This is a genomic window from Psychromonas sp. SA13A (genome assembly GCF_011378715.1).
Classification (GTDB): Bacteria; Pseudomonadota; Gammaproteobacteria; order Enterobacterales; family Psychromonadaceae; genus Psychromonas.
This window is the reverse complement of record NZ_WTKU01000023.1, coordinates 13,150-32,445: the sequence shown is the minus strand read 5'-3', so window position 1 is coordinate 32,445 and position 19,296 is coordinate 13,150. Positions and strand designations below refer to the sequence as shown.

Genomic DNA, 19,296 nt, shown 5'->3' with positions numbered 1-19,296 from the left:
TAGTTCGATCATATTTTATACAAAAAAGTACATTTATAAAAAAATAAGGTGTTGCAGCAAGCCGTGCCTAAAATGATGGTATATAGTAAAAAATGTAACACTTTGTTAACTTAACTGATTCAATAAAACCAACCCTGTTCAAAATTAAACCAAATAGAATATTTATTAATACGATTCAATAATAGGTTTGATATGATGCATTATTATTTTTCTTCTAAGGATCTTTGAATGCTTAACACTTATAGCAAATTAGTTGCCATGCTTACCCTCTTATTTACATTAGCCAGTTGTGCCTCTTTGCCGACCGATATCAATATTAACCCAGAGCTTGATCTTGAAAAAAATACTTATACTTTTAAGCAATCGGATACTTGGCAAATAGCTAGCCAAGACTTACGAGTTGCACGTCATTTAATTGAGATTATTGATGGGGACAATGTCGCACAACTTATCAATGAGCAACAATCATTACGTTTACTGGTTGAAAAAAGTTTAACTCAAGCTTGGATAAACAATAAATTAAAAGTGAATAAAAGCAGTGAACACCAAGTCAATATTAAATTAATCAAAGCTCTGGCTACTGTGACTGAATCAACATTAAGCTATGATGTAGACTCACAAATGGTAATAAAAATAGAACTTAATTATCAAGGTAAAAATTTCGTTAAATTATTCCGCAGCAACAAACAGTGGGATGCGGCTTTTTCTACCAGTGCGGCAGGTATCACAGAACAACTTAATGTACAGATATCACAATTATTAAATCAAATTATTCAAGACCCAGAACTAAATAGTAAATTACAACAGTTTTAGTCACCCCAATAGCAACATTGTAAATACAGTAAGTTAATTTTTATTTATAGTAAGCAAAATATAATAAAGGAAATGATATGAAGTACATCACCGCACTGATTTTATTAGTGAGCAGCCACTTCGCCTTAGCGGCCGAAAATCCAGTCGTTATTATTGATACTAATAAAGGTCAAATTAGCGTCGAATTATATCCCGAGCAGGCTCCTCTTAGTGTTGCTAACTTTTTAAGTTATGTACAACAAGACGGCTTTAAAGGCACTACTTTTCACCGCGTTATCAAAGATTTTATGATCCAAGGCGGCGGATTTTTAAAAGATGGTAATCCTTTACAGACTCTGCCAGCGATTAGAAATGAATCAGGCAATGGTTTAAGTAATGAACGAGGAACCATTGCAATGGCAAGAACAGGCGCGCCTCATTCGGCAACACGTCAATTCTTCATTAATCACAAAGATAATACTTTTTTGGATATGCGAGGTAGTCAATGGGGTTATGCGGTATTTGGTAAAGTTAGCAAAGGATTAGATGTTGTTGATGCCATCGCATCAGTGCAAACCGCTGCGGCAGATAAGCCTGTACAAGCGGTTATTATCAATAGCATCACATTAGTTAAACCAGCCACTAAAGAGTAAAGCAGCTCAGTGAAAGCATTTAGTTTAATTTGAACTGAATTTGGTTTGGGTGAGTAAGTCAGGCTAGATTGAAAGCAATATTAATGATTAATGTCAGGATAAATGTCGGGATTAGGACCTGACTTAAAATGATGTTTAGCTACAAGTAATAAAATGCGACTAATATTAATAAGTCGCTAATAAGTCGCATTTTATTTACTTGATTTGGCTATTTATTTTTTGGCAATGTCACATTAACTTCTAATACTGACATATCATCATCGGCTTTATCATTAAATTCACATTTAACATCATGCGATGAAATATCCATATACTTGCGGATAACTGCAACTAATTCTTTTTGCAACTCAGGCATATATGAAGGTACATCAAAACTTGAATGCTCATGGGCTACAATTATCTGTAAGCGATCTTTTGCTAATTTTGCAGTACCCTTTTTAGGTTTATCTTTTCTAAAATATTGTAATAATCCCATCTTAACCCCCAAATATACGGCTTAAAAAGCCTTTTTTCTCAACTGTTACAAAACGTAAATCACGCTGTATACCTAAAAGACGATCAACAGCATCTTGATAAGCTTTGCCTGCATCACTTTCTTGGTTTAAGATCACTGGTTCACCTAAGTTAGATGCACTTAATACATCCTTAGACTCAGGTATCACACCTAATAAATCAATACCTAATAGGTCATCAATATCTTCGATACTGAGCATCTCTTCGCGTTCAACACGCTCTGGAGAATAACGCGTAATTAACAAATGAACTTTAACAGGCTCCATTTGTTTTTCTGAACGGTATGATTTACTAGATAACATGCCCGTAATTCGGTCAGAATCGCGCACCGATGATACTTCAGGATTAGTGGTGACGATTGCTTCATCTGCAAAGTATAAAGCCATCATAGCGCCCTGCTCGATACCAGCCGGAGAATCACAAATAATATATTCAAAACCATCTGCTTTTAAGTCTTCAATAACCTGTGCAACCCCTTCCTGAGATAACGCATCTTTATTACGTGTTTGCGATGCAGGTAAAATGAATAAGGTATCAACACGTTTATCTTTTACTAAAGCTTGCTGTAGATTAGCTTCGCCATTAATCACATTGATAAGATCGTAAACTACTCGTCGCTCACATCCCATGATCAAGTCTAAATTTCTTAGGCCAATATCAAAATCGATAACCACCGTTTTAGCACCTGTTTTGGCTAAACCGGTGCCGATAGCAGCACTACTCGTTGTTTTGCCAACGCCACCTTTACCTGAAGTGACAACAATTACCTTTGCCATATAACTTTCCTTCCTAATTTTAAATTTTATTTAAACTTGAAAAAACCATGTTTTGATCTTCTAAAGAGATTGAGCAAGAGGTTGACCACATATCTTCAGGCAAGGTATCACTTAATTTGTAAACACCTGCAATTGACACTAACTCAGGTTGCAAAACCGTACAGAATACAACTGCATCGGTATCTCCCATCGCACCAGCTAATGCTTTACCTCTTAAGGTGCCATATATATGAATATTGCCATCGGCAATGACTTCTGCACCGGCTCCCACATCACCACGAATAACTAAATCACATTCTTTTGCATAAATTTGCTGACCTGACCGAACGCGGCCAACATGTATTTTTGTTTTTACTTCGCTGACGGTATAGTCTTGCTCGGTAGGTAAAACATCAGCAACTTCTTTATTATCTTCCATGGGCTCTGGCACAGGAGAAGTATTTACAACCTGTCTCTTAGAACCATGTAAAACCGCAATTGAATGTTCACTCGCTTGTTGTTTTTGCTGTTCTGACACTTTGCCAGTTATACCTGTCAAGATAAAACCATGCTCTTCCACGATATTTCGTAATTGTAAAAAATCGATAGCTAACGATGTTTCAACAATATTGACCACCATCGGGGTCAGAGCAAAAAATTCAGGCGCCATTAACCGTTTTCTATTTAATTCATCGGCTAGGTCTGAAAGTGTTTCATTATCAAGATTGACTACTAACAAGGTAAAATTTAACGATTTTAACGTCATAATTGTCCTTTCTTATTAAATCTTTATTATTTGACATAAAATTCAGCGGATTTCTATAAAAAATAAACGCTTATGCATGTTATAGTTTGCATCAACATTAGGCAAGTAAAGGGCTAGATAAGTATTATGTTATGTGCTGTATATAAAAGTATCCGTAAACCACAAACCTACATTTTTGTAGCAAAACGAGATGACTTTTCACAAGTCCCGACTGCTTTGTTAGAACAATTTGGTCCACCAAAATTAGTGACCGTGTTAAATATCACTGAAACCACCAAAATGGCGATGGCTGAAGCACCTAAGGTGATCAAAGAAGTGGCCAGATCAGGTTTTTATTTACAACTTCCACCACCTCCAGTTGATCATTTAAAGGATCATAAAAAACGTCAACAACAAAAACGGGGAATAGCGGAATGAATGTAATAAAGCAATTTTCAAATAAAATGGGGTACTTACTCAAAACGATATCTGTTTTCACCCTGTGTAGTTTCTCAGCAAGTAGTTTTGCCGTTGCAAAAGATGACATTTCCTTTATTAAATATGTTGAAAATCTTAAAGTGGAAGCCGCCGAGTTAGGGATCGATCAAACGATCATTAACAATGCTTTTGAAAAAGTAGAATTTTTGCAACGTAGTGTTTCATCTGACAAGCAACAACCTGAATTTAAGATGACCTTGGATACTTATATTCCTCGTGCGGTGCCGGATTGGAAAATAAAACAAGCACGACAAGCCTATGCTGATAACTATCATCTTTTACAAAAGATTGGTAAAGAATATGGCGTTCAACCACGGTTCATTGTCGCGTTATGGGGCATTGAAACAAATTTTGGCCGTTTGACTGGGCGTCATTACGTGATCTCTTCATTAACGACAATGGCTTATGAAGGTCGTCGTGAAGCATTATTTAAAAAACAATTATTTGCGGCCTTAACGATTTTAGAGCAAGGACATATTAGCCAAGATAAATTTATTGGTTCATGGGCGGGGGCAATGGGACAAGTTCAATTTATGCCTACCTCTTATTTGAATTATGCCGTTGATTACGATGGTGATGGTAAAAAGGACATATGGAATACACCAGGCGATGTTTTTGCTTCTGCAGCAAATTATTTAAAAACAGAAGGTTGGAATAACCAGCAAACATGGGGACGACAAGTTAAGTTACCTGCTGATTTTGATACTGAATTAGCAGGCATTAAACAAACAAAATCATTAGCAGAGTGGCAAGCTTTAGGCGTCCGCCGTTACGAGGGAACTGACTTGCCAAATGTTGATTTACAGGCATCAATTGTTATTCCTGACGATCAAAATGGACGTGTTTACTTAGCTTATAATAACTACAAAGTGCTAATGCATTGGAACCGTTCTTATTACTTTGCGACAGCGGTAAGTTATTTATCAGAACGTATTCTTTCACCACGCATCGTCGTTGAATAGAATTTAAGTAGCGCTCTTATAAGTAGAGGCTATAAATAAGTAATAAGTAATAAAATGGGTAATAAGCATTACCCATCGCAAAAAATAATAGTCGATTAAAAAGGTAAGTAGAAAACAAATGGAAAAATTTTGGGAAACAAAAACACTATCACAAATGTCACAAAACGAATGGGAATCACTTTGTGATGGTTGTGGTAAATGTTGTCTTAATAAAATAATCGATGATGAAACAGAAGAACTGCATTTCACTAATGTTGCTTGTCATTTATTACATACTAAAACTTGCCAATGTAAAAAATATGAAAAGCGTTTAAAACTGGTCCCTGACTGCGTCAAAATTTCATTGGATGATATAGAACAATTTCACTGGTTACCTGCAAGTTGTGCCTATAAATTATTAATAGAAGAAAAACCATTACCAGTATGGCATCCTTTGTTAACAGGTAGTCAATCAGCAATGCATAAAGGTGGTCACTCTATTCGTGGAAAAATTATTTCAGAAACACAAGTTGATCCTGATAATTTAGAAGACTATATCGCCATTTGGCCTGCAGAATAAATACCCAACTAAACACCTACATTAAAAATAATAAATTATATAACAGAGGTTACTATGACAGACATCATTTTTTATCATAATCCACGTTGCTCAAAAAGCCGAGAAACATTAGCGTTAGTCGATAATGAACAAAACAATATTGAAATAATAAAGTATTTAGAAACGCCCCCTACTGTTGAGACAATCCAGACTTTGATCACGCAATTAGGTTTTGATTCAGCTCGCCAATTAATGCGCACTAAAGAAACGTTATATAAAGAGTTAGATCTTGCAAATGAAGATAATGAATCAGCATTAATTACTGCTATGCAAGCTAATCCAAAATTAATTGAGCGACCAATAGTAGTGGCTAACGGTAAAGCGGCGATAGGCCGTCCACCTGAATCTGTTTTAGCCATTTTATAGTGATATTAACAACCGCAAAAAATATAAGGCTTTAGATGAACACCGTACATTTTCAACGTCTTGCACAATGTGGATATTTTGGTTTATTGATTTTGGTTCCAATTTGGCACCTTTATCTATCGCCTCCCACTCTGGATATTAATCCCTGGTTAGTAATGCTGATTTGGTTGATTCCATTGCTGTTTCCTTTAAAAGGGATCGTTCAAGGTAATCCTTATACTTATGCTTGGAGTGGATTCATTGCCCTGATTTATGTCATGCATGCATGTGTCATTATAATGATCGATGAACAAGAAAGATGGCTAGCAGTAGTTGAGCTAGTATTAGCGAGTTTATTTTTGGCAGGGAATATCTATTTTGCTAAATATAAAGGACAAGAGTTAGGGTTAAGTATTCGTAAAAAGAAAGCTAAAAAGTAACCTACTTCTTACTCCTCACCCGCACACTACAACTCTCCTGATACTTCGAGCAGCGGATAAAAAAACAAGCCATTATTATAGATTAATAATGGCTTTATCGACTCATACCTTATTTGTAACTCTTAATTCCAAGGTTTAATTTCAAGGCTTCAACTATTGACTCATTTTAGCGTTTTGAATGATTAATTGCTGTTCTTTAAAATGCATATATTCAGCCTTTGAAACCATACCATCAGCATCAGAGTCCATGTAATTAAAGACGGCTTCATTTTTAGCTGCGACTTGTTCCGCAGAGGCTGCTTTAACCTTGTTACCTTTAACTTTGTCACCTTTAAACTTTATCAATTTTTCTGAGCTGTCCTCTACTTTATTAGCCGCTTTGTCCGTTTCAGTAGAAAAATTGCCTTTAAAGTTTTTTAACTTTTCAGCATTTTTGTGTACTACTTTATCGGCTTTTTTGTCTATTACTATTGCTGAGCTATCTATTATTGAATTATCTATTACTGAACTATCTATTACTGAAATATTGGTTTCAGTCTCAGTGGCAAAAGCACCTGCTGTCATCAACACACCACAGACCAACACAACGAATTTTTTCATGTTTATGTTTCCTTGCAATATAATATGAGGAAATTCATACCAGAGAAATCAATCAGTGAAAAGTGACTTCGAGTTATGAACTGTATTCAGACAGTTATAATCCTTTTTATACTAAGTTTCATTAATTTATATCAAAATTTACTCATCTAAGTGAATAAATTTACAAAAAGACAATAATTTTTTAAGCATTCACTTATAAGCGCAACACTTCTTTAACAAAGGGAATAGTCAGTTTCCGTTTTGCTTCTAGGGAAGCATTGTCTAATTGATCTAAAGTATTCAGCAACATACACATTTCACGAGAAAGTCGGTTTAACAAAAAGCGCCCGACATCGATGGGTAAACGCATGCCTTTTAACTGTGCTCGTAATTGTAAAGCACCCAGTTTTTCCTCATCATTAAGTGATTGCAAATGATGACAAGCCCCCCACTCTAAGCGAGATACTAAATCTACCAATTCAATGCCAATTTGTTTTGGTAAATCACTGGCAGCTATCACTAAATTAGCGCCAGGTGTGCGGTTATCTTTATTGTCTAACCAGCGATTATAAAAATCGAATAACGCTTTTTCCCATTCCTTATTACCTGCAATTGCATCCACATTATCAATACACACTAAAGTGATATTTTCCATATTTTCAAAAATATCTAAGGTCATACTGCGATGGTGATGTAATGGAATATAAGCAACACTATCACCACGTTCATCAACTTCAGAACATAATGCATGCAACAAATGGGAGCGCCCACTACCGGACTCTCCCCACATATAGAGTATCGGCTCACCGATACCTACCACATTATTCTTAAGGAGCGTCAACAGCTCAGCATTTTGTCCTGGATAAAAGCTTGCAAAGGTTTCATCGTCAGGAAACTTTAACGCTAATAAAGGGTATTGAAATCTTAATTCATCTTGAGGCATTAAGTACTCTACGGTTGCCAATTATAGTGAAATGGAGAAACAGTCGAACCATTACTCTCTAACTGCGAATGTGCATTTAAGGCATTTTGTAAACTATTTAAGCCACCTTTTAATGTCACTGATATTTGTACTTGCTGTTCACTAATATTAATAACTTCAAACGTATCCACTGCATTTAATTCTTCAAGCAATGCGTTTAAACGCATTAAATGCGCCAATGAATGAATATTATTAATACTTAAAACCTGTGTTGCTTTCTGGCCTTTATTTTCTAAAATAGCAAATCGTTGTGCGTAATAATCTGCAATTTGATTGAGCATCGCCTGCATAACAGCTGTCTTATCACCAGTATTAGTTTGCTTAATCACAACTTGATTATTCTTATTTTTAGCCAGATGCTGTACTAACTCCCAACTTAATTGCCATTGTTGATTGTTTGCTTTGTTCAAATTAGCAACTACAAAATACTCGGCGTCATAACGTTGAGAAGCATCCGCCACGGTTTGATAAAAACGACCGCTGATATCTGAGGCTGAAACAGCTAATGCATCATCTAAATCGATTAATGGAAATTGTGTATCGATTCCACGTTCTAATTGAGCCTGTTGCAGTCCGCTAGCTACTGCTTCATCTTGCTGGCTCTTTATCATGTCTTCAGAAGTTAAACGTTTATTTTCATCTACTAACCAAATTAATGGCTTAGGGCGAGTATCACCCCAGATAGGCTGTTGCATTGCAATCAGTGCACTATTAATTTTTCGCTTATCAAACAGGGCATAGTAGAAGCGTTTTTTATTTAATTCTTGATAACCAAATTGGGCTAATAAATCATCTAAGTTCTTAGTCAGTAATTTACTATCATCCAGTTTATTAATGTTTACATTACCTGATACTTTTATTAATACTTGCTTAAGTGCTTGTTCACTTAATTGTGTTTCCGTTGCACCTTGTGCTGGGACGACACCTTGGTATGGGCTTATTTCAGGTAACGCCATACTATGCATTGAAAAAAGCATACTTATTATTACGCAGAAACGTACCAAGACATTCATTTTCATCTACTTATACAACCATTTCATTTATTACTATGCAACGGATCATAAGCAGATCTTCTACTAATGCAAGTATCCGGTAGTAAATATGTAAAAAGGAAGAAATATTAAACAATATTTCCTTAATTTAGGGGCACTTCCACCTAACTTTCATCAAAATAGACAATTCTTTTCAGAAATAATTCGACCCGTGTCATATAGATGTTAAAATGCCGACAATTTTTTACCTTAACTTTCTAAAGCGATTATCGCTTTTAACTTCTATTTTGTGGGGAATACAAGTGAGCAACCAAAAAAACTCTTTAAGCTATAAAGACGCTGGTGTCGATATTGACGCAGGCACAGCATTAGTTGAACGTATTAAAGGTGTAGCAAAACGCACTAAACGTCCTGAAGTAATGGGCGGACTAGGTGGTTTTGGCGCTTTATGTCAACTACCAACGGGTTATAAAGAGCCATTATTAGTTGCAGGTACTGATGGTGTGGGCACTAAATTGCGCTTAGCAATTGATCTTAAAAAACATGACACTGTCGGTATTGACCTTGTTGCAATGTGTGTAAATGACTTAATCGTTCAAGGTGCTGAGCCATTATTTTTCTTAGACTACTACGCAACAGGTAAATTAGATGTTGATGTAGCAGCGGACGTAGTAACAGGTATAGGTGAAGGTTGTTTACAATCTAACTGTTCATTAATCGGTGGTGAAACTGCTGAAATGCCAGGTATGTATGAAGGCGATGACTACGATATCGCTGGTTTCTGTGTGGGTGTAGTTGAAAAATCAGAAGTGATTGACGGCACTAAAGTTGCTGCTGGAGATGCACTTATTGCTGTCGCATCAAGTGGTCCTCACTCAAATGGTTATTCATTAGTACGTAAAATTTTAGAAGTATCAAAAGCCGACACCAGTGCACCATTTGGTGATTCAACATTAGGTGATACGTTATTAACACCCACTAAAATTTACGTTAAATCAACTTTAGAGTTAATCAAAAACTGCCCTGTTCATGCTATTTCGCATATTACTGGTGGCGGTTTTTGGGAAAATATCCCACGTGTATTACCTGCTGGTAGTAAAGCGGTTGTTGACGGTAAGAGCTGGGAATGGCCTGCTATCTTCAACTGGTTACAAGAAAATGGTAACGTTGAAACGGAAGAGATGTACCGCACGTTCAACTGTGGTGTTGGCCTTATGATTGTTGTTCCTGACGCTGAAAAAGAAAAAGCGGTTGAGATTTTAAATGCGCAGGGTGAAAACGCTTGGGTATTAGGTCATATCGAAGATGCAGCTGAAGGTGAATCTCAAGTAGAGATTAAATAATAGTATGAGCAGCAAAAAAATAGTGGTACTTATCTCTGGTAGCGGTAGTAATTTACAAGCACTCATGGATAAGTTGCATAAACAGCAAATAAATAACCAGCACGTTGAAATTGTTGCAGTGATCAGCAATAAAGCAGATGCCTATGGTTTAGAGCGTGCTCGAGAAGCGAATATTCCGGCTATCTTAGTCGCTAGTAAAGGTGTTGCATCGCGTGATCAATACGACGCACTACTGGCCGCTGAATTAGAACAGTTACAACCTGATCTTATTTTGTTAGCTGGATTTATGCGTATTTTAACGTCTGATTTTGTTAATCAATATCAGGGCAAGATGCTCAATATTCATCCTTCTTTGTTGCCAAAATATCCTGGTGTTAATACACATCAACGTGCTATTGATGCAGGTGATGAGGCTCACGGCGCAACGGTACACTTTGTGACGCCAGAGTTAGACAGTGGCCCTACAGTATTACAGGCAAAAGTACCTATTTTTGCTGAAGATACTGCGCAGGACTTAGCGGATCGCGTATTGACCCAAGAGCATCAAATATATGCCCTTGCTGCTTCTTGGTTTGTTGGTGATCGTTTAAAAATGCAAGATCAATTTGCTTATTTAGATGGTAAACAACTAGAGCAATTTGGTTACGCTGCTGATTAAGTAAATAGTTAATTAATAACTTTAGTAGTAGCAATCATTAATGCCTCTGCTATCTATCAAAAAACCGAAGCTTGCTTCGGTTTTTTCTTATTAGAAATGCTCACCAACTAACTCTTCACTTAATTAGACATGGATACAAGCCACTGAATGAGTTGAGGTGCCTTTCAGTAAAGGTTTCTCGAGACTGCATGCCACTGTTGCGATCGGACACCGTGTACGAAATACGCATCCAGAAGGTGGTGATATAGGCGACGGTAAATCCCCTTCCAACATTTGAATCACCTTAGTGCGTTCTATTTTAGGATCAGGAATAGGTACCGCAGACATCAACGCTTTAGTATAAGGATGCTGAGGATTTTTAAATAAAGAGGCAGATTCTGCCAACTCGACTTCATTACCAAGATACATCACCAATACTCGGTCAGAGATATGTTTTACCACTGAAAGATCATGTGCAATAAAAACTAGACTCAGTCTTAACTCTTGCTGTAATTCTTTTAATAAATTTACTACTTGCGCTTGAATGGAAACATCTAATGCTGAAACGGGTTCATCACAAATAATCATTTTAGGTTTCAGTATAAGTGCACGCGCTATACCAATTCGTTGACATTGACCTCCAGAAAACTCATGTGGATAACGGTTAACCAAATTCGGCAGAAGCCCTACTTTATCCATCATCTCTTTAACTTCTAATTTCACCTCTTGTTTACTTAGTTTTGGGTAAAAAGTTTGCAATGGTTCAGCAATAATATCACCAATATTCATACGTGGATTAAGTGATGCTAATGGATCTTGGAAAATCATTTGAATATCTTTACGAGTCTCACGACGCTGAACGGCTTGCATTTTAGTTAAATCTTGACCTAACCACATCACCTCACCTTCAGTCGCCGCAACTAAACCAATAATCGCACGAGCAAACGTTGACTTTCCACAGCCGGACTCACCTACAACGCCGAGGGTTTCACCTTCAAATAAACGCACATTAATACCATCAACGGCTTTTAATTTTTCGGGTTTAGCCCAGGGCCATAGGGATTTAGAGTCGATGTCAAAATATACTTTTAGGTTATTAACATCCAGTAATAGTTTTTTTTCCATTTTTATTTGCTCGTTCATTTCGCCCAACTCTCCCAATCAGAAAAACAAGCACGTTGCCGATCGCCTGCAAATGTTATTAATGGCGGTGCTGTTTGCATGCACTCTTGAGTGACACGGTGGCAACGCTCTTGATACGGGCAACCCACGGGTAATCGTAATAAATTAGGTGGATTACCTGGAATAGTAGGTAAAACGTCATCCTCAGCATCTAAACGCGGAATAGCTTTCAACAATCCTTCAGTATAAGGGTGGCTTGGTCGATAAAAAATATCATCAACAGCACCATACTCCATGGTACGTCCTGCATACATCACCAACACTTTATCGCAACTACCAGCCACCACTCCAAGGTCATGAGTGATCATAATGATTGCAGTATTAAACTCTTTTTTTAGCTCATTGAGTAAATCCATTATTTGCGCCTGTACCGTTACATCCAGTGCGGTCGTCGGCTCATCGGCAATTAATAATTTAGGACGACATAATAATGCCATTGCAATCATAACGCGCTGTCGCATTCCACCTGAAAACTCATGTGGATACATTTTAATACGCGCTCTCGCTTCTGGGATTTTAACCGCTTCTAACATACGCACTGATTCTTCAAAGGCCTCACTTTTACTCATGCCTTTATGCAGAATCAATACTTCCATCAGTTGCTCACTCACCCTCATATAAGGATTAAGAGACGTCATTGGATCTTGGAAAATCATCGCAATTTGCTCTGCTCTGATTTTATTTAATGCAGCTTCTGGTAAGTTAAGAATCTCATTACCCTCAAACTTTGCACTGCCTTTAATTAGACCATTTTTCGCCAGCAGCCCCATAATAGCAAATACTGTTTGCGATTTGCCTGAGCCTGATTCGCCCACAATACCTAAGGTTTCACCGGGTTCCAATGAGAAGTTTAAATCGTTTACTGCGGTGACCGTGCCATCTTGAGTGCTAAACTCAACACGTAAGTCTTTGACATCTAATAAACTCATTTTTATGTCCAATAATAGTTATTTGTAGAGTGAACCGATAACGTTTATTACTATCGGTCCGTACCTATTTGTTATTGCTTTACACTATCTGTCTTTAGGGTCTAAAGCATCACGTAAACCATCACCCACATAATTAAAGCAAAATAAGGTCACGATCATAAAACAAGCAGGAAAAATCAACTGCCAAATCGCCACTTCCATCGTTTGTGACCCCTCTTGCAACAAAGCGCCCCAACTGGTCATCGGTTCTTGTACACCAAGACCTAGAAAAGATAAAAATGATTCAGTTAAGATCATGCTAGGAATTAATAATGTTGAGTACACCGCTACAATCCCTAATACATTAGGTACAATATGACGGGTGATAATTTTCCAATTACTAACCCCACTAACGTGCGCCGCTTCAATGAACTCTTTACTGCGTAAACTCAATGTTTGGCCACGTACAATACGTGCCATATCCAACCAAGCAATCGCGCCGATAGCGACAAATATTAATACAATATTTCGTCCAAAAAAAGTCACTAATACAATCACTAAGAACATAAATGGTACGGCATATAAAATCTCTAATATGCGCATCATAATGCGGTCTGTTCTACCACCTATATAACCCGATGTTGCGCCATAAAGCGTTCCAATCAATACCGCAACTAAGGCGCCTAACACTCCCACCATTAGCGATATTCGACCACCGATTAAGGTGCGAACATAAAGGTCTCTGCCTAAACTATCTGTACCGAAAAGATGCAAAGCAGAAGGAGCTTCATGCAATGCATACCAATCGGTATCATCGTAAGTAAACTCCGCAAACATAGGTAAAAAGATAACGGCTAACACCATTATTGTTAATATCACTAAACTGATCATGGCCGCTTTGTTGCGCATAAAGCGAATTTGCGCATCTTTCCATAAACTACGTCCTTCAATTTCTAAGTTTTCTGAGAATTTTTCTATCGCGTCTAGATTTTCTTTTTTTGTTAACATCATTTCTGTCCCAATCAATAGCGAATTTTAGGATCAATCGCCGCGAGTAAAATATCAACAACGGTATTGAATATAATGAATAAAAAGCCAATTAAAATGGTTACGCCCATCACTAGCGAGTAATCACGATTAAATGCGGCATTAACAAATAATTTACCAATACCCGGTAAACCAAAGATGGTTTCTATCACCACAGATCCGGTGATAATCCCAACAAAAGCAGGCCCCATATAAGAAACCACAGGTAACATAGCGGGTTTTAATGCATGCTTAAGTACGATATAGGTGTAACTTAAACCTTTGGCTCTAGCGGTACGAATGAAGTTACTATTTAAAGTTTCAATCATACTGCCGCGTGTTATTCGAGCAAAAGTGGCCACGTAAAGTAACGACATACCGATCACCGGTAAAAACATATATTGAAAAGAGCCATCTAACCAACCGCCCGCGGGAAACCAGCCGAGATAGATAGAAAAAACATAAATGAGGGCAGGTGCAAGTACAAATGAGGGCATCACCACCCCGATCATGGCCGTGGACATGATCGTATAATCTATCCAAGTATTTTGCTTCAACGCAGCTATCGTCCCGACCCCGACGCCCATTATTAATGTAAATACAAAAGCAGCTGCACCGACTTTTGCTGAAACAGGCAGTGCACTAGCCACTAATTCATTGACGGTAAAATCTTTATATTTAAAAGAAGGACCAAAATCACCTTGTAACACATTAGTTAAGTAGGTCGTATACTGCTCAAATACAGATTTATCTAATCCATATTTAGCATTAATGTTTTCCATCACCTCAGGTGGGAGCGGGCGCTCCGTAGAAAAAGGATTACCCGGTGCAAAGCGCATTAAGAAAAAAGAGATAGTGATCAACACCAGCAGTGTAGGGATCGCTTCTAATATTCTTTTAGCGATGAATTTAAACATAAACGCACTCTTTCTGTGTATTAAATGACAATTAATAAATACATCAGACGATATGCTGTAGTGCTATATCGGCTGATGTGTATTATCAATTAATGAATTTACTGTTTGATATAAAGGTCTTTTGAAAAGATCTTATCTTCAGCATTATTAGTAGGGAAACCACCAACATGAGGATTAACCAAACGCGCTTTAACATATTGATAAATAGGCGCAATCGGCATATCTTTGGCTAAAAGAACTTCCGCTTCTGCATATAAAGCATTACGTTCTTGGTCATCTGTAGATAATAGTGCTTTGTTCATGATTTGATCGTACTCAGCACTCTTGTATTTAGGATCGTTTGAGCTGTTATTACTCTGCATTAAAGAAAGAAATGATGATGCTTCATTGTAATCACCACACCACCCAGCACGCGTCACATCGAAATCACCCTGGCGACGTGTATCAAGGTACGTTTTCCATTCTTGATTTTCTAACTGCACATCGACACCCAATGATTTTTTCCACATTGATTGAATCGCAGCAGCAATTTTTTTATGGTTTTCAGATGTGTTGTATAGCAGTGTGAATTTAAGTGGGTTTTGTTTGTTAAATCCCGCTTCTGATAACAGATCTTTTGCTTCTTGAACACGTTGCTTTTGAGTAAGTTTTCCATAGGCAGGCATTTGCGGATGAAATCCAGCAACAATTTCAGGCGTTAAGAAATAAGCCGGTTTTTGCCCCTGCCCAAGTAAAAATTTGGTGATCACATTACGATCAATCGCATAGGAAAGTGCTTTACGAACACGCACATCGTTAAAAGGTGCCTTAGCATTATTAAAACCATAATAGTAAGAACATAAATTACCAGGAATCGACACTGATTCAGCATGATCTTTTGCTAGACGTTTATAATGTTCATTAGGCAGTTCATTGGTGATATCAATCTCGCCAGATAGAAAGCGATTCATTTCAGACACTTGATTTTCGATCGGTAAAAATGTCACTTTAGTTAACACCGTATGAGCATTATCCCAATAGTTGTTATTTGGTACGAGTTCAATACGTTCATTAACCACCCAATTTGCAATAGTGAACGCCCCATTACCAACAAAATTTTCCGGTTTAGTCCATTTATCCCCAAACTTTTCAATGCTAGCTTTATGCACAGGTTTAACCGTTGTGTGGCCCATCATTTTAACGAAATAAGGTACCGCTGTAGTTAACGTCACTTGCAAGGTATAAGGGTCAATCGCTTTTACACCAAGTGTTTCTTTATCAGCTGTCCCTTCGATAATTTCTTTGGCATTGACCATATTGGTCATTTCTAAATACCATGCATAAGGTGAAGCGGTAACAGGATCAACGACACGTTTAAAGCTATATACAAAATCTTCAGCAGTCACAGGGTCACCATTTGACCATTTAGCATCTTTGCGCAAATGAAACGTAAATAATTTGTTATCGGTCGTTTCCCATGATAAAGCGACACCAGGAATAGTATTTCCCTGTGAATCTTGATTAACCAGACCTTCTAACAGATCACGAATAACATGTGATTCAGGCACACCTTCAGTTTTATGTGGGTCTAATGAAGCCACTTCGGTGCCATTGCCACGTACTAGTTCTTGTACTTTAGCCAACTGGGTACCCGCAGGCACATCCGCAGCAAAGGCAGAAAAAGAAGTACTTGCCAACGTTAAGCCAACACTTAATAAAACTGCTTGGGTAATTTTATTTTTGAGCCTTTCCATGTCATTCAACTCCTAAGTATTTATAGATAAAGGACTTATTAGGTATTAAATATTGCTTATTTAAACCACTCATACGTGGCTAATTCTTATTGAACACCTAAAAGTAAGACAAATAAGCTACCATAATGCAGTTTATTTTCTAGAAAATAGACTTATTAACGTAACATTTTATCGATTAGGTCAATTTTTAATGGGTTTTGTAGAAAAGAAAGGCAGTAGAAATAATTAAGAGTAATACAAAATAGCTGGAATTTAGCTGCTAATCGCACCTTTTATCAAGGAGCGATATAACATCAGTATAAGATAAAATCGTAATTAGCAAAGGAATACAAGATTCATTAATACCAATCCCACTAAATAGCAGAGCAATCTTGCGGCTTAGAGTGCATCACTTCTACGTTATAAATTTTACAAAGATAACAGTTTTTGAGGCAATTTCAGGCTTAAGTTGATTGATATTTTCTACCCAATATTTGAGTACATACTTAACGAAGTTGCTGAAATTGGCATCGTTGGTGTAGTAAAATTATTCAATCAACCAATGATATAAAACCGGCATTATCAAGGCTGAAAGGATCGCACAAACAATCAATGCAATGGAAGAAAATGCACCTACTTCTTCCCCCTCCTCTAAGGCTTTAGAAGTACCAATCGCGTGCGATGCACAACCGATTGCAACGCCAACCGCCTGTGGATGCTTAATTTTACACAGCTTTAAGAATGGCAGACCTATACTAGCTCCAATAATACCTGCAAAGATCACCATCGCAGCAGTCAAAGAAACAATACCGTTAAGATGCTCACTAATTTCCATAGCAATAGGCGTGGTAACCGATTGTCCGGCAAAAGAAGCAGCGGTAACTAAATCAGCACCCAATAGCGGCATAATGTAAAATGCACAGAAAAACGCAACAAAAACAGCCAATAAACAACTGATCAAAATAAACTTAAGGCGAGCTTTGATCAATTTAAGCTGCAAATATAATGGCACTGCAAGCGCAACAATAGCAGGCTCTAATAATGCTGTGATAATAGAGGTCCCCTGCTTATATTCAGAAAAAGGAATATCAAATATTAATAACGTAGCAATCAGAGAAAATATGGTGACAAGCACAGGGTTTAATAACGCAGTCGGCTTTACTTGATACAACTTTTTAAAAGCGAAGAAAAATAATAGTGTCAGTGGAGCTGCAACATAAATAAACATTATTCCCCCTCCTTGACTAACCATTGATAACAATGCCCGACCATAAATAAAGTAAGTAACGTTGTGAAAAACAATGAGAAAACAATAACTAACCAATGTGTTGCAATTAATTCAAAATAGTTGACTAATCCGACACCGATCGGAATAAATAATAAAGCTAAATATTTAAGCACTAGGTTACCAGTAAACTCTATCCAACTTAATTTAACTAAGCCTAAAGATAATGCTAAAAATAACAGCAACATACCAAGAATAGAAGCCGGAAAAGTAATTTGAAAGTAAGTAGTAATAGCTTTTGCTAAACTTAGAAAAAGTAAAATAATAAAGCAACCTAACAGCAAAGCTAATAGGTTAAATAATAACTCAACATTTTTGTTTTTTTTATTAGACACATTCTTTACAGAGCTATCTTTTTGCTCAGCTTGACCTGCGTTTGTTTTATGATGCGTTAAAGGTGTTTTCGAAGGCTTGGTCATGATATCAATTCAACTCATTTCAGTGAGCTGTTATTATAACAACTTACGCCCCTAATGTGACAAGCAATTATAGTGAAATCCTTATTATGAGTTTATCTTTAAAACACTTTACTACCGAAAGTCGTAATCAAGCCAGTGCCAATATTGATACTTTATCAAGCTTAGAGATGCTCACCATTATTAATAATGAAGATCAAAAAGTTGCACTTGCAGTGGCCAAGATTTTACCTGCTATTGCACAAGCAGTAGATACAATTCAATCAGCCTTTGCTGCAGGAGGCCGTTTACTTTATTGCGGAGCAGGCACTTCTGGCCGTTTAGGTATTTTAGATGCAAGTGAATGCCCACCAACTTTTGGTAGCCCCGCTGAACAAGTAATAGGTTTAATCGCCGGTGGCAAACCAGCTATTTTAAAAGCGGTTGAAAATGCAGAAGATAATCTTCACGCTGGGCAACAAGATTTACAAGCCATCGACTTAAAAGAAAACGATGTTGTTGTTGGTATTGCTGCCAGCGGACGGACTCCCTATGTGATAGGCGCTATGCAGCATGCTAAACAACAAGGTTGTAAGGTGATCAGTTTATGTTGTAACGAAGGCAGTAAAATGGCTGAAATTGCCGATATCGCTTTAGATGTCATTGTTGGACCAGAGGTAGTCACTGGCTCCTCAAGAATGAAGGCTGGCACAGCACAAAAAATGGTACTCAATATGCTCACTACAGGTGCCATGATTAAAAGTGGTAAAGTATTTGGCAATTTAATGGTGGATGTACAAGCGACCAATGCCAAACTAATTGAGCGTCAAAAAAAGATAATAATGGAAGCGACAGACTGCAGCAGAGAGACAGCCGAAGTGGCGCTCACCGAGTCTGGACATCACTGCAAAACAGCGATCGTCATGATATTAACTAATACTAATGTAGAGCAAGCGACAGCAAGTCTGCAACGAAACAAAGGCTTTATACGTCAATGTATTTAGTAAAATACTCATAATACTTAACAAAGTAAACGT

23 protein-coding genes are annotated in these 19,296 nt (G+C 37.4%); 10 read left to right on the top strand and 13 right to left on the bottom strand.

The features are described 5' to 3' along the window. Positions 1-228 precede the first annotated feature (228 nt). On the top strand, positions 229-813 hold the full coding sequence (locus GQR44_RS16470) for a YajG family lipoprotein (RefSeq protein ID WP_166372789.1): 585 nt from the start codon (positions 229-231) through the stop codon (positions 811-813). Positions 814-890: 77 nt separating this feature from the next. Then, positions 891-1,445, top strand: coding sequence for a peptidylprolyl isomerase (locus GQR44_RS16465; protein ID WP_166372788.1), 555 nt, complete (start codon positions 891-893; stop codon positions 1,443-1,445). Between the two features lie 208 nt (positions 1,446-1,653). On the opposite strand, the gene minE is transcribed toward GQR44_RS16465, so the two are convergent. The 3 genes from minE to minC are packed head-to-tail and all read right to left on the bottom strand — an operon-like array spanning position 1,654 to position 3,479. Beyond that, entirely contained in the window at positions 1,654-1,920 is a 267-nt protein-coding gene (gene minE, locus GQR44_RS16460) for a cell division topological specificity factor MinE (protein WP_166372787.1), read from the bottom strand. 1 nt (position 1,921) lies between these two features. Continuing rightward, the gene (gene minD, locus GQR44_RS16455; RefSeq protein ID WP_166372786.1) at positions 1,922-2,734 is read right to left on the bottom strand and encodes a septum site-determining protein MinD; all 813 of its coding nucleotides are present in this window, start codon (positions 2,732-2,734) and stop codon (positions 1,922-1,924) included. Positions 2,735-2,753: 19 nt separating this feature from the next. Next, complete coding sequence (gene minC / locus GQR44_RS16450; protein ID WP_166372785.1) at positions 2,754-3,479, bottom strand: septum site-determining protein MinC; 726 nt, start codon at positions 3,477-3,479, stop codon at positions 2,754-2,756. A gap of 126 nt (positions 3,480-3,605) precedes the next feature. Here minC and GQR44_RS16445 point away from each other — a divergent pair, with 126 nt between their 5' ends. From GQR44_RS16445 to GQR44_RS16425, 5 genes are all read left to right on the top strand, one after another. Beyond that, a complete protein-coding gene (locus tag GQR44_RS16445; protein WP_166372784.1) occupies positions 3,606-3,896 on the top strand; it encodes a YcgL domain-containing protein in 291 nt (96 codons plus the stop codon). Further along, positions 3,893-4,918, top strand: coding sequence for a lytic murein transglycosylase (locus GQR44_RS16440; protein WP_240923703.1), 1,026 nt, complete (start codon positions 3,893-3,895; stop codon positions 4,916-4,918). Before GQR44_RS16445 ends, GQR44_RS16440 begins: the two co-directional genes overlap by 4 nt. Positions 4,919-5,036: 118 nt before the next feature. After that, the gene (locus GQR44_RS16435; protein ID WP_166372783.1) at positions 5,037-5,477 is read left to right on the top strand and encodes a YcgN family cysteine cluster protein; all 441 of its coding nucleotides are present in this window, start codon (positions 5,037-5,039) and stop codon (positions 5,475-5,477) included. 54 nt (positions 5,478-5,531) lie between these two features. Continuing rightward, the gene (gene arsC / locus GQR44_RS16430) at positions 5,532-5,882 is read left to right on the top strand and encodes an arsenate reductase (glutaredoxin) (protein ID WP_166372782.1); all 351 of its coding nucleotides are present in this window, start codon (positions 5,532-5,534) and stop codon (positions 5,880-5,882) included. A gap of 35 nt (positions 5,883-5,917) precedes the next feature. Then, positions 5,918-6,301: a DUF2069 domain-containing protein gene (locus GQR44_RS16425; RefSeq protein ID WP_166372781.1), complete on the top strand. Its 384-nt coding sequence runs from the start codon at positions 5,918-5,920 to the stop codon at positions 6,299-6,301. A gap of 153 nt (positions 6,302-6,454) precedes the next feature. On the opposite strand, the gene GQR44_RS16420 is transcribed toward GQR44_RS16425, so the two are convergent. From GQR44_RS16420 to GQR44_RS16410, 3 genes are all read right to left on the bottom strand, one after another. Beyond that, a complete protein-coding gene (locus GQR44_RS16420; protein ID WP_166372780.1) occupies positions 6,455-6,901 on the bottom strand; it encodes a hypothetical protein in 447 nt (148 codons plus the stop codon). Positions 6,902-7,094: 193 nt separating this feature from the next. Continuing rightward, positions 7,095-7,823, bottom strand: coding sequence for a DnaA inactivator Hda (gene hda, locus GQR44_RS16415; RefSeq protein ID WP_028869986.1), 729 nt, complete (start codon positions 7,821-7,823; stop codon positions 7,095-7,097). Positions 7,824-7,831: 8 nt separating this feature from the next. After that, complete coding sequence (locus GQR44_RS16410) at positions 7,832-8,881, bottom strand: DUF2066 domain-containing protein (RefSeq protein WP_166372779.1); 1,050 nt, start codon at positions 8,879-8,881, stop codon at positions 7,832-7,834. Between the two features lie 275 nt (positions 8,882-9,156). Here GQR44_RS16410 and purM point away from each other — a divergent pair, with 275 nt between their 5' ends. Both purM and purN read left to right on the top strand, forming a co-directional pair. After that, positions 9,157-10,197, top strand: coding sequence for a phosphoribosylformylglycinamidine cyclo-ligase (gene purM, locus GQR44_RS16405; RefSeq protein ID WP_166372778.1), 1,041 nt, complete (start codon positions 9,157-9,159; stop codon positions 10,195-10,197). Between the two features lie 4 nt (positions 10,198-10,201). Beyond that, entirely contained in the window at positions 10,202-10,855 is a 654-nt protein-coding gene (gene purN / locus GQR44_RS16400; protein ID WP_166372777.1) for a phosphoribosylglycinamide formyltransferase, read from the top strand. A gap of 123 nt (positions 10,856-10,978) precedes the next feature. Here the strand turns inward: purN and oppF are convergent, their stop codons facing one another. The 7 genes from oppF to GQR44_RS16365 form a co-directional block, all read right to left on the bottom strand. Then, positions 10,979-11,977: a murein tripeptide/oligopeptide ABC transporter ATP binding protein OppF gene (gene oppF / locus GQR44_RS16395; protein ID WP_166372776.1), complete on the bottom strand. Its 999-nt coding sequence runs from the start codon at positions 11,975-11,977 to the stop codon at positions 10,979-10,981. Further along, a complete protein-coding gene (locus GQR44_RS16390) occupies positions 11,974-12,945 on the bottom strand; it encodes an ABC transporter ATP-binding protein (protein ID WP_166372775.1) in 972 nt (323 codons plus the stop codon). The genes oppF and GQR44_RS16390 overlap by 4 nt, the downstream gene beginning before the upstream one ends. 84 nt (positions 12,946-13,029) lie before the next feature. After that, positions 13,030-13,932, bottom strand: coding sequence for an oligopeptide ABC transporter permease OppC (gene oppC, locus GQR44_RS16385; protein WP_166372820.1), 903 nt, complete (start codon positions 13,930-13,932; stop codon positions 13,030-13,032). Between the two features lie 14 nt (positions 13,933-13,946). Further along, entirely contained in the window at positions 13,947-14,867 is a 921-nt protein-coding gene (gene oppB, locus GQR44_RS16380) for an oligopeptide ABC transporter permease OppB (protein ID WP_028869979.1), read from the bottom strand. Positions 14,868-14,965: 98 nt separating this feature from the next. After that, complete coding sequence (locus GQR44_RS16375; protein ID WP_166372774.1) at positions 14,966-16,600, bottom strand: ABC transporter substrate-binding protein; 1,635 nt, start codon at positions 16,598-16,600, stop codon at positions 14,966-14,968. Between the two features lie 526 nt (positions 16,601-17,126). Beyond that, positions 17,127-17,807: an LrgB family protein gene (locus GQR44_RS16370; protein ID WP_166372773.1), complete on the bottom strand. Its 681-nt coding sequence runs from the start codon at positions 17,805-17,807 to the stop codon at positions 17,127-17,129. After that, on the bottom strand, positions 17,807-18,283 hold the full coding sequence (locus tag GQR44_RS16365; RefSeq protein WP_166372772.1) for a CidA/LrgA family protein: 477 nt from the start codon (positions 18,281-18,283) through the stop codon (positions 17,807-17,809). The genes GQR44_RS16370 and GQR44_RS16365 overlap by 1 nt, the downstream gene beginning before the upstream one ends. 86 nt (positions 18,284-18,369) lie before the next feature. On the opposite strand from GQR44_RS16365, the gene murQ reads away from it, so the two are divergent. Then, complete coding sequence (gene murQ, locus GQR44_RS16360; protein WP_166372771.1) at positions 18,370-19,263, top strand: N-acetylmuramic acid 6-phosphate etherase; 894 nt, start codon at positions 18,370-18,372, stop codon at positions 19,261-19,263. Positions 19,264-19,296: the final 33 nt, after the last annotated feature.

Excerpts from the sequence above, each read along its gene's own strand:
- GQR44_RS16470 (WP_166372789.1), top strand. The coding sequence starts at position 229 with ATGCTTAACACTTATAGCAAATTAGTTGCCATGCTTACCCTCTTATTT.
- GQR44_RS16465 (WP_166372788.1), top strand. The coding sequence starts at position 891 with ATGAAGTACATCACCGCACTGATTTTATTAGTGAGCAGCCACTTCGCC.
- minE (WP_166372787.1), bottom strand. The coding sequence starts at position 1,920 with ATGGGATTATTACAATATTTTAGAAAAGATAAACCTAAAAAGGGTACT.
- minD (WP_166372786.1), bottom strand. The coding sequence starts at position 2,734 with ATGGCAAAGGTAATTGTTGTCACTTCAGGTAAAGGTGGCGTTGGCAAA.
- minC (WP_166372785.1), bottom strand. The coding sequence starts at position 3,479 with ATGACGTTAAAATCGTTAAATTTTACCTTGTTAGTAGTCAATCTTGAT.
- GQR44_RS16445 (WP_166372784.1), top strand. The coding sequence starts at position 3,606 with ATGTTATGTGCTGTATATAAAAGTATCCGTAAACCACAAACCTACATT.
- GQR44_RS16440 (WP_240923703.1), top strand. The coding sequence starts at position 3,893 with ATGAATGTAATAAAGCAATTTTCAAATAAAATGGGGTACTTACTCAAA.
- GQR44_RS16435 (WP_166372783.1), top strand. The coding sequence starts at position 5,037 with ATGGAAAAATTTTGGGAAACAAAAACACTATCACAAATGTCACAAAAC.
- arsC (WP_166372782.1), top strand. The coding sequence starts at position 5,532 with ATGACAGACATCATTTTTTATCATAATCCACGTTGCTCAAAAAGCCGA.
- GQR44_RS16425 (WP_166372781.1), top strand. The coding sequence starts at position 5,918 with ATGAACACCGTACATTTTCAACGTCTTGCACAATGTGGATATTTTGGT.
- GQR44_RS16420 (WP_166372780.1), bottom strand. The coding sequence starts at position 6,901 with ATGAAAAAATTCGTTGTGTTGGTCTGTGGTGTGTTGATGACAGCAGGT.
- hda (WP_028869986.1), bottom strand. The coding sequence starts at position 7,823 with ATGCCTCAAGATGAATTAAGATTTCAATACCCTTTATTAGCGTTAAAG.
- GQR44_RS16410 (WP_166372779.1), bottom strand. The coding sequence starts at position 8,881 with ATGAAAATGAATGTCTTGGTACGTTTCTGCGTAATAATAAGTATGCTT.
- purN (WP_166372777.1), top strand. The coding sequence starts at position 10,202 with ATGAGCAGCAAAAAAATAGTGGTACTTATCTCTGGTAGCGGTAGTAAT.
- oppF (WP_166372776.1), bottom strand. The coding sequence starts at position 11,977 with ATGAACGAGCAAATAAAAATGGAAAAAAAACTATTACTGGATGTTAAT.
- GQR44_RS16390 (WP_166372775.1), bottom strand. The coding sequence starts at position 12,945 with ATGAGTTTATTAGATGTCAAAGACTTACGTGTTGAGTTTAGCACTCAA.
- oppC (WP_166372820.1), bottom strand. The coding sequence starts at position 13,932 with ATGTTAACAAAAAAAGAAAATCTAGACGCGATAGAAAAATTCTCAGAA.
- oppB (WP_028869979.1), bottom strand. The coding sequence starts at position 14,867 with ATGTTTAAATTCATCGCTAAAAGAATATTAGAAGCGATCCCTACACTG.
- GQR44_RS16375 (WP_166372774.1), bottom strand. The coding sequence starts at position 16,600 with ATGGAAAGGCTCAAAAATAAAATTACCCAAGCAGTTTTATTAAGTGTT.
- GQR44_RS16370 (WP_166372773.1), bottom strand. The coding sequence starts at position 17,807 with ATGTTTATTTATGTTGCAGCTCCACTGACACTATTATTTTTCTTCGCT.
- GQR44_RS16365 (WP_166372772.1), bottom strand. The coding sequence starts at position 18,283 with ATGACCAAGCCTTCGAAAACACCTTTAACGCATCATAAAACAAACGCA.
- murQ (WP_166372771.1), top strand. The coding sequence starts at position 18,370 with ATGAGTTTATCTTTAAAACACTTTACTACCGAAAGTCGTAATCAAGCC.